Annotated in this window: 14 protein-coding genes and 1 other RNA gene; all 15 read right to left on the bottom strand. The window is 69.1% G+C overall.

Annotated elements, in window-relative coordinates:
- Positions 1-898, bottom strand: an 898-nt coding sequence (locus tag ACOJSN_RS02410; RefSeq protein ID WP_420110913.1) for a PHP domain-containing protein, incomplete at its 3' end; no start/stop codon positions are given.
- 34 nt (positions 899-932) lie between these two features.
- Positions 933-1478, bottom strand: a complete 546-nt coding sequence (locus ACOJSN_RS02405; protein ID WP_420110912.1) for a hypothetical protein — start codon at positions 1476-1478, stop codon at positions 933-935.
- A complete protein-coding gene (locus ACOJSN_RS02400; protein WP_420110911.1) occupies positions 1475-1882 on the bottom strand; it encodes a hypothetical protein in 408 nt (135 codons plus the stop codon). Before ACOJSN_RS02400 ends, ACOJSN_RS02405 begins: the two co-directional genes overlap by 4 nt.
- Positions 1883-1905: 23 nt before the next feature.
- Positions 1906-2505 (bottom strand): hypothetical protein, encoded by a 600-nt coding sequence (locus ACOJSN_RS02395; RefSeq protein WP_420110910.1) that lies wholly within the window; start codon positions 2503-2505, stop codon positions 1906-1908.
- Complete coding sequence (locus tag ACOJSN_RS02390) at positions 2487-2813, bottom strand: hypothetical protein (protein ID WP_420110909.1); 327 nt, start codon at positions 2811-2813, stop codon at positions 2487-2489. The genes ACOJSN_RS02395 and ACOJSN_RS02390 overlap by 19 nt, the downstream gene beginning before the upstream one ends.
- 133 nt (positions 2814-2946) lie before the next feature.
- On the bottom strand, positions 2947-3378 hold the full coding sequence (locus tag ACOJSN_RS02385; RefSeq protein ID WP_420110908.1) for a hypothetical protein: 432 nt from the start codon (positions 3376-3378) through the stop codon (positions 2947-2949).
- Positions 3378-3605 (bottom strand): hypothetical protein, encoded by a 228-nt coding sequence (locus tag ACOJSN_RS02380; protein WP_420110907.1) that lies wholly within the window; start codon positions 3603-3605, stop codon positions 3378-3380. Before ACOJSN_RS02380 ends, ACOJSN_RS02385 begins: the two co-directional genes overlap by 1 nt.
- Before the next feature lie 235 nt (positions 3606-3840).
- The gene (locus ACOJSN_RS02375) at positions 3841-4485 is read right to left on the bottom strand and encodes a hypothetical protein (RefSeq protein ID WP_420110906.1); all 645 of its coding nucleotides are present in this window, start codon (positions 4483-4485) and stop codon (positions 3841-3843) included.
- Positions 4486-4720: 235 nt separating this feature from the next.
- Positions 4721-4912 carry a hypothetical protein gene (locus ACOJSN_RS02370; RefSeq protein WP_420110905.1) on the bottom strand — a complete coding sequence of 64 codons (192 nt, stop codon included), beginning with the start codon at positions 4910-4912 and terminating at the stop codon, positions 4721-4723.
- Positions 4909-5340 (bottom strand): hypothetical protein, encoded by a 432-nt coding sequence (locus ACOJSN_RS02365; RefSeq protein ID WP_420110904.1) that lies wholly within the window; start codon positions 5338-5340, stop codon positions 4909-4911. Before ACOJSN_RS02365 ends, ACOJSN_RS02370 begins: the two co-directional genes overlap by 4 nt.
- A 107-nt stretch (positions 5341-5447) precedes the next feature.
- Positions 5448-5738 (bottom strand): hypothetical protein, encoded by a 291-nt coding sequence (locus tag ACOJSN_RS02360; protein ID WP_420110903.1) that lies wholly within the window; start codon positions 5736-5738, stop codon positions 5448-5450.
- A gap of 48 nt (positions 5739-5786) precedes the next feature.
- The gene (locus tag ACOJSN_RS02355; RefSeq protein WP_420110902.1) at positions 5787-5996 is read right to left on the bottom strand and encodes a hypothetical protein; all 210 of its coding nucleotides are present in this window, start codon (positions 5994-5996) and stop codon (positions 5787-5789) included.
- An 87-nt stretch (positions 5997-6083) separates the two neighbouring features.
- The gene (locus ACOJSN_RS02350) at positions 6084-6449 is read right to left on the bottom strand and encodes a hypothetical protein (RefSeq protein WP_420110901.1); all 366 of its coding nucleotides are present in this window, start codon (positions 6447-6449) and stop codon (positions 6084-6086) included.
- A gap of 11 nt (positions 6450-6460) precedes the next feature.
- Positions 6461-6528, bottom strand: an RNA gene (locus tag ACOJSN_RS02345) — hammerhead ribozyme type II.
- 26 nt (positions 6529-6554) lie between these two features.
- On the bottom strand, positions 6555-6945 hold a 391-nt coding region (locus ACOJSN_RS02340), incomplete at its 5' end, for a hypothetical protein (protein WP_420110900.1).

Raw genomic sequence — 6945 nt, 5'->3', positions numbered from 1 at the left:
TCAGGTTCCGCGGCTCGAACATGCCCTCGGTGTCGATGCGCTCGGCGATGGCCAACGTGTTCCGGCACCCCTCCTGCCAGTCGTCCGAGGCGTCGATCGCGTACATCTCAGCGGCAGACTTCAGGTAGTAGCCGGAGCCGTCGAAGCGGAACCGCTTCTCGTCCGCCCGCTGCGCCCCGGTCTGAACGCACAGGAGCGTGTCGTGCGCGGCCGACTCGTGCTCGTAGGTGTAGTGCGAATCGTTGGTGACCACGAAAGGCGCACCGATCTTGCGTGCCAGCTCCTCCAGGCCAGCGCGGGCGCGTCGGTCGATGTCGATGCCGTGGTCCATCAGCTCGACGTAGAAGTTCTCGCGGCCGAAGATGTCCTGGTACTCGCCGGCGGCCTTCAGCGCCTCGTCCATCTGCCCCAGCCGGATGCGGGTGGACACCTCGCCGGAGGGGCAGCCGGTGGTTGCCATCAGCCCGTCGGAGTGCTCGGCCAGCAACTCACGGTCCATGCGGGGCTTGTGGAGCATGCCGTTCGCGTAGGCCGTCGAACTGAGCCGGTACAGGTTGTGCAACCCGTCGCGGTTCCGCGCCCACATCGTCATGTGGGTGTAGGAGCCGCCGCCCGACACATCATCGCGGCGCTGCTCAGGCATGCCCCACTGGACGCGGTCCGTGGAGCGACGCGACCCCGGGGCGACGTATGCCTCGATGCCGATGATGGGCGTCACGCCTGCACCCTTGGCCTGGTGGAAGAAGTCGTAGGCACCGTGCAGTTGGCCGTGGTCCGTGATGGCCACGGCCGGCGCCTCCTGGCGGGCGGCCTCGGCCACCAGGTCCCGCACGCGGGCCGCCCCGTCGAGCGTGCTGTACTCGGTGTGCACATGCAGGTGTGCGAACTGCGCTGTCATGATTCCACCCCCTCTCGTGTGCTGATGTCTGCCGTCACGCAGACCTCTCGCTGGCCTCGATCACGGCGGCGATGCAGGTCAGCGCGGCCGGGGACAGCGACACCTCACGGCGATCGACCCGCCTCATCGCCTCCCTGTGCCGAGTCCACGCCTCGGACTGGCGCATGCGGTACTCGTGCGCCTCGACGGTGCAGGCGCGCTCGGTGTACCCGTGTCGCGTGCCGGAGGGCTCGCCGGTCTTCATGTCGTAGCCGATCTCGCGGCCATACGACTCGACGTAGATATAGCGACGCCCCTTGCGGGTGACGCGGTAGTGACTCGTCTTCCAGCCGGCCACGACGACCAGCGGGTCACCTGCCGCCAAGTCGGCGAGGCGACTGTTCGGCGCCGACGCCGACGCCAGCGAAAGCGCCTGCGTGATCAGCTCCAGGCCCAGCGCCATCGCGTCGGACGGGTCGAGCAGGGTGTCCCACCACTGCGTGTCGTCCGCAGTGACGGCGACGTGCACTCGGCCGGCGGTCGGCGTGATGTGCGCCTGCCGTCGGGCCTCGGGTGGGATGACGGTCGTCTTCTCGATCACTTGCGGTACTCCTTGCATTCGCAGATGAGGCAGGCACCGCGCGTGGTGCCTGCCGACGAGTGGGCGAAGGGGGCGTGTCCGCACCGTTCGGCGCCGCACCATGGGGCCTTCGCTCCTGCGCCGCCTCCGTGCTGATTGGCGAGCATCGCCGCCGGGGACGCGAGAGCCACGACGTGATACGTCGCCCCCTCCCCTCCCCCAAGGAGCGCGCCCAGTCGGGCGGCGTCCGCCTCGGTGCCGAAGGGCCCGATGTTCAGACCCGCGGCGCCATCGCCGTAGGTGTGCGCAACGGCGAACGCGCCGCGAGCCGCGATGAGACCCGCACACAGCTTGATGACCGCTCGGGCGAGGTCTTCGGCGGACGACCAGCCGTCCTGTTCCAGCAGCTCGACAACGCGGCCCACCTCGTCCTTTCGTGGCGTGATCCTCATGCGCCGGCCGCCGCTCGCTCGTCCGCGAACTTGCCGACTCTCCGCGCCGCCGCGATGCCGAACTCCTGCCTGCTCATCACGTCCGGGTTGTTCAGGACGGTCATGTCGGGGGCCAGGTCCACCGCATCGGCCAGCGCCTCCGACGCGTGCGCTCGCCAGCCCTCGCCGGCCTCCAGGCCCACGCGTCGGACGAGCACGATGACCCCGCCCCGGCCTCGAATGGCCTGGACCTCGTTGGGGAACCGCACGTCGGTGACGACGGTCGGCTCGCGGTCGTGGATCTGGCGCATCAGCGCGTCCACCCACACCGACTCGCCGAGCACTCCCCGGCCGGCTTCGGTGCCGAGCCGCTGAAGGAGCCCGCGCACCTCGGGGTGAACCTTCGCCTGGTCCCATCCGATGGCGTCCACCAGGGCGCGGGTGGAGACCTGAGCGCCACCGAGGGAGACCGTGGGGTCGAGCGCGTAGAGGGCATCCTTCAGCAAGTCACCGAACGCAACTCGCCGCCAGCCCATGGGGCGCATGTAGCGACCCACGGTGTCCTTGCCTGCGCCGGCCTTGCCGACGAGTCCGACGATCACGGGCGACCCGCCCACGGGCCGATGGGGCAGGGCTTCACGCGGCACTCGATGGGGCCGGGGCCCCACGTCGGAGGGGTGTCCCGCTGGCCGAGCCGCGCCGCCTGGCGCACGGCCATGCGAGCAGCTTCGGCGTACGTCACCGTCTCCTGCGACCGGCAGGTCTGCCGGTCCGTGGTGAGCACTTCGAGCACCGCCTCACCGACTCGCCGCCCCCCTGCCTCGCCGATCAGCTCGACCGCCTCCGCGGCCTGCTCCTCGGTCCACCCGTGCGCGGTGAGCGCCGCCTTCACAGCCGCCACCATCTCTTGCACTTCGCTGCTCATGTGCTCCCTCTCTCGACGTGCATGTCAAGTTACACGTTGGCGATTCACGGTGTCAAGTTCCACTATCGGAGCCAGTCATTGCGCCCGCGCGGTGGCGCCCCGGCAGGGGTACAGCGCTCCCCCTGCCGGAACCTCATCGCGCGGTCTTCGGCTCCAGGCCGCCGGCCACCTCCTCCCACACGCGCGCCTCCGAGATGGCGTTGTTGAAGTACGACGTCACGTCGTCCACCACCTCACGAACCGAGTCGCCGGTGCCGTAGGCCAGGGACCAGTCAGCCCGGCGCACCCGGACAACGGCCCTCATCTCGACCACCAGGTCTTCGCCGTCCTCGACCGCGCCGGCCGGCATGACCCGCCCCCCGCACCAATGCTCGATAGCGCCATTGAGCACCTGACGCACAGTGGCCTCCTCGTCGTCCCAGGAATTCCACTCGTAGTTGAGCCAGTCGGCGAAGGCGACGGCGGACTTATCGGGCAGCCCCGCCACCTCCGACGCGTACGACCGCATCTGTGGCCACTCGATCTCCGCGGTGGTGGCAGGGTCGTCCAGGTTCACATCACTCATCAGTTGCTCCATGCCTCTTCGAAGCCGAGCAGCCGCGCCACTCGGTCAGCCTGCGTCTGTCGTAGAGCCAGGTATCGCTTCTTCTCGCCCTCGGTCAGCTCCACGCCGTACTCGGCCGGGTCGTGGTACCCAAGCACATTCGCGATGCCACGCATGAGATCGGCCTGGGCCATCTCCCGAAGTTCGCCCTGCTTGCGCTCTCCCGACGGAACCTTCGCTCCCGTCACCGGGCCTCGCTGTCCTGCGGCAGCACACGAACCAGGCCCACCCTGTGTGCGTCGGCCACCGCCGAAGTCACCACCTGGTGAAGATGGGCATGGCACGCACCGCGCCCCTCTTTGACCCCCATCCCAGGCATGCCCGACCTGTTGGAAACCCACTCGACGCGCCACTGACACACGCCCGTCGCACAGCCGGAGTCGTGGCGCCGAGAACGGCCGTCGCAGCTGAGCCGGCGCGCACTCACGAGGCCCCCATCTTGGACATGGCAGCCCGCAGGGAGGACGCGTAGACCCACGCATGGCCGTGGGACGGCTGATGCAGCACGCGACCGAAGAGGCGCAGTCGCCCCGGCTTCTGGTCGCGCCCGTGCCACGTCGCCCTGAACGTCTCGCCGGTTTCCGGGTGCATGGCCCCAACCTTCACGAACGGCGCATCGGCCTCGTGCCAGGCGTATCTGTGCTCCCAGCCGCAGGCGCCGGCGTGCTCCTGGAAGCGCACCGCGAGGGCGGGCATCCGGTAGCCAGCAGGGGCCACGTGCCGGGGGTGGGGTGCGACGGCCCGGACCGAGAACCGGAGACCGGGCGCTCCCTGACCCTCGCGCCCCGGCACCTCGGCCTCGATGGCACCCGTCCCGTCTCGGCCCGTCAGCCGCTCCAGGTGCGAGCCGCGCCGATCCCCCCAGAGGTGGACGTTCACGGAAAGGTCCCAGAGTGCCACCATCGCGTCGGAGTAGGTGTAGGCGCGCTCGCTCTCCATCGGGTAGTTAACGGCGTCCTCCGCCGCCTGCCGCACAGTGCGGAGGTGAGCCCACGCCTCCTGGGCCGTCTCGTGCTCAGTCGCCGCCAGTACGCCCGTGGGCGTCTCGATCTTCGCCGTGAAAGTCATCGGGCCTTCATCTTTCGGTAGTCGGCAGCGAGCTGCCGGCGGGGGGCGTCCGCGTCAAGGAAGACGCAGGCAGCGGGGACCACATGGTTTTCGGTCCCGTCGTGAACGACGACCAGGAGTGGCCCCGCCAGCCGCGCAACACACGTCACGTCGCCAAAGAAGTCAGAGAACCCCGGGGCGCCTCGAACCTCGACGCGCTGGGATTCCCGCGGAGGCCACTCGCAGTAGATGGCGGTCACGGCCGCACCCCCGGCCCGCGCTCGCACTCGTGGTCGTTGGCGAGGTCCACCGTGGTCTGAAGGCTGTCGCCGCTAGTCGGCGACAGGATCAAGCCCACGACCTCGCTGTCGCACGGAAGGTGGACGAGCGCGGGGGGCTCCCCGGGCTCCATGGGGAGCCAGTGGAACTCGTGCAGGTTGGCGGTCACGGCCGCACCTCCAGCTCGCGCACGGTCTCCGGGCGGATGTCCTCGACCAGGCCGCCGCCGTCCGGGATCTGGACGCACAGCCGGGAGCCCATGCCGATGACGACGCCGCTGACCGTGGTGCCGTCCGGCGACTCGGCCACAACGGAGAGCACCATGCGCTCCCGGCGAAGCGCCCGCATCGTCTGTGCGCTCACGACCGGCGCGCCGGCGCCGGAAGCCGGGGTGACACGGTGGGAGTGGCAAGGGTCGTACAGGCTCCCATCGCCGTGGTTCTGGCAGTAACTCGTCTTCAGCCAGTCGGCCTGTCCGAAGCGGTGCATGGATATCCAGCGCGTCGCCACCGCGCGGCATCCGTAGATGTAGCAGCCGCGTGAGCCGTCCTCCAGCTCGCGCGTGTGCAGCACGCTGCGGCGTGTTCCTCTGCCCATGGGTGGGCCTCCTTGTGTGGTGTGGTCGCTCCGACGACTGCGGAAGCGTGGGGGTGCGCGAACGTCGCGCGGTCGCGCACCCCACCGCCTCTTACAGGCGGCTCAGGTCAGCTCGTGGCGGTCGTGCCGTCGGTGCACCAGTAGCGCGCGGTGTCGTGGGTCTCCTGCATGTAGCAGGTCGCGCCGGGAGTGCCGCCGTGGTCCTCGGCGAAGGTGGGCTCGTCGTCGACCAGGACCCACCCGTCACCGGGGCCGGCCGGACGCTCCTCCGCGCTCGCGGTGGTGGTGTAGATGGCCAGGGCGGCGAGGCCGATCGCCCCGCCGATCAGGCCGCCCACGAGGGCGCGGCCGATCTCGCCGGCGTGGCTCTTGATGGTCTGAACGTTGATCTTGCGCATGGTGGTAGTCCTCTCGTCAGGTGCTTGGGTGTCGGTGGTGGGTGCCGGTCAGTCGAGCGCGTGCACCTCGTGCACTTCGGTGGACTCGTCGGTCTGCTCCCATTGCACGGAGGTGGCCAGGGTGCCGTTCGTCTCCAGTTCCGCCACGTGCTCGTGCAAGGCGTCGGCGTCCTCTGCGACCGCCTTCTTCACCGTGATCTCGACCTCGACGCGCTCCTCGATGGTCCGCGTCCGCAGTACCTCGACCGTGATCTTCATTCGTCTCTGCTCCTGCCTCTCCAGCCGCTCTCTGCGGTGGTGACAGCACGCACGCGCCCCGTGCCGTGCGTGCTCTCGTCACCGCACTTACGCCGGAAGCTGCTCTGTGGCGTTGGGGTCCTCGAAGTAGGGGCAGACGCGGACGTAGCCGCCCTCCATGCGGGACAGGCGCGCCACGGACCCCCCGTCGTCCCACATCTCTCGCCACCCGGGCGCCGGCGTGCCGTCCTCGGCGGCCGGGACCCGGACAGCGAAGGCCACTTCGAGCCCGGAGTACGCACGCGACAGGTGATGGATCACGCCCGCGAAGTCCGAGGCGAAGCCTCGCGCCGTCGCGGACTCGATGTCGCCGCCGAGGAATCGGCCCGTCGCGTCGGGCCAAACCCCGTACACCCACACGTCAGCCGGGCAAGAGGCTGTCTGGATCTTGGGCTCACGCTTGAATCGGAACATCGTTTCCTCCGCACAGGTTGGCTCATCAGGTAGCGGGAACCCATCCCGCTCCGACGCCCCCACTGGGGGCGTTTCGCCTTTGCGTTCTCCGACGCTCGAAGCCGTTCAGCAAGTGGTGGGCAGTTGAGTTGACCGCGAGCGCAGCATGGCGAGCCGGTTCCGCAAGCGAGCGATCTTCTCCCGAGCCAGGATTTCCTCGCCGTAGGCTTCCGCTATCTCCACTTCGAGGCCCTTGCGCTCGCTGACGGCGGACCATCGGGGGTGCTGGTTGATGTACTCGGCCAGCACCTCATGCTCCAGCTTGCGCAGCGTGGCGTGAACGCCCGACTCCAGGGCTAGCGGCCGACCGTCAGAGTTCATGTACCCGCCCCGATAGAGCGGGTTGACGAACTTCCATTCGTCACCGACGCGCTCATAGATGGCATTGATCGCGTAGGTGCGGCCGCGAACCTTCACGCCCCAGATTCGCTGCTCAGAAAAGGGTTCTGGCGATGTA

Source organism: Pseudactinotalea sp. (assembly GCF_048594945.1).
In the GTDB taxonomy this organism is placed as follows: domain Bacteria; phylum Actinomycetota; class Actinomycetes; order Actinomycetales; family Beutenbergiaceae; genus Pseudactinotalea.
The sequence above is the reverse complement of the archived record's forward strand: the minus strand, read 5'-3'. Positions and strand labels throughout refer to the sequence as shown.

What these genes read in the sequence shown, in the direction of transcription:
- ACOJSN_RS02390 (WP_420110909.1), bottom strand. Translation starts at nt 2,813, where the DNA reads ATGAGCAGCGAAGTGCAAGAGATGGTGGCGGCTGTGAAGGCGGCGCTC.
- ACOJSN_RS02385 (WP_420110908.1), bottom strand. Translation starts at nt 3,378, where the DNA reads ATGAGTGATGTGAACCTGGACGACCCTGCCACCACCGCGGAGATCGAG.
- ACOJSN_RS02375 (WP_420110906.1), bottom strand. Translation starts at nt 4,485, where the DNA reads ATGACTTTCACGGCGAAGATCGAGACGCCCACGGGCGTACTGGCGGCG.
- ACOJSN_RS02365 (WP_420110904.1), bottom strand. Translation starts at nt 5,340, where the DNA reads ATGGGCAGAGGAACACGCCGCAGCGTGCTGCACACGCGCGAGCTGGAG.
- ACOJSN_RS02360 (WP_420110903.1), bottom strand. Translation starts at nt 5,738, where the DNA reads ATGCGCAAGATCAACGTTCAGACCATCAAGAGCCACGCCGGCGAGATC.
- ACOJSN_RS02355 (WP_420110902.1), bottom strand. Translation starts at nt 5,996, where the DNA reads ATGAAGATCACGGTCGAGGTACTGCGGACGCGGACCATCGAGGAGCGC.
- ACOJSN_RS02350 (WP_420110901.1), bottom strand. Translation starts at nt 6,449, where the DNA reads ATGTTCCGATTCAAGCGTGAGCCCAAGATCCAGACAGCCTCTTGCCCG.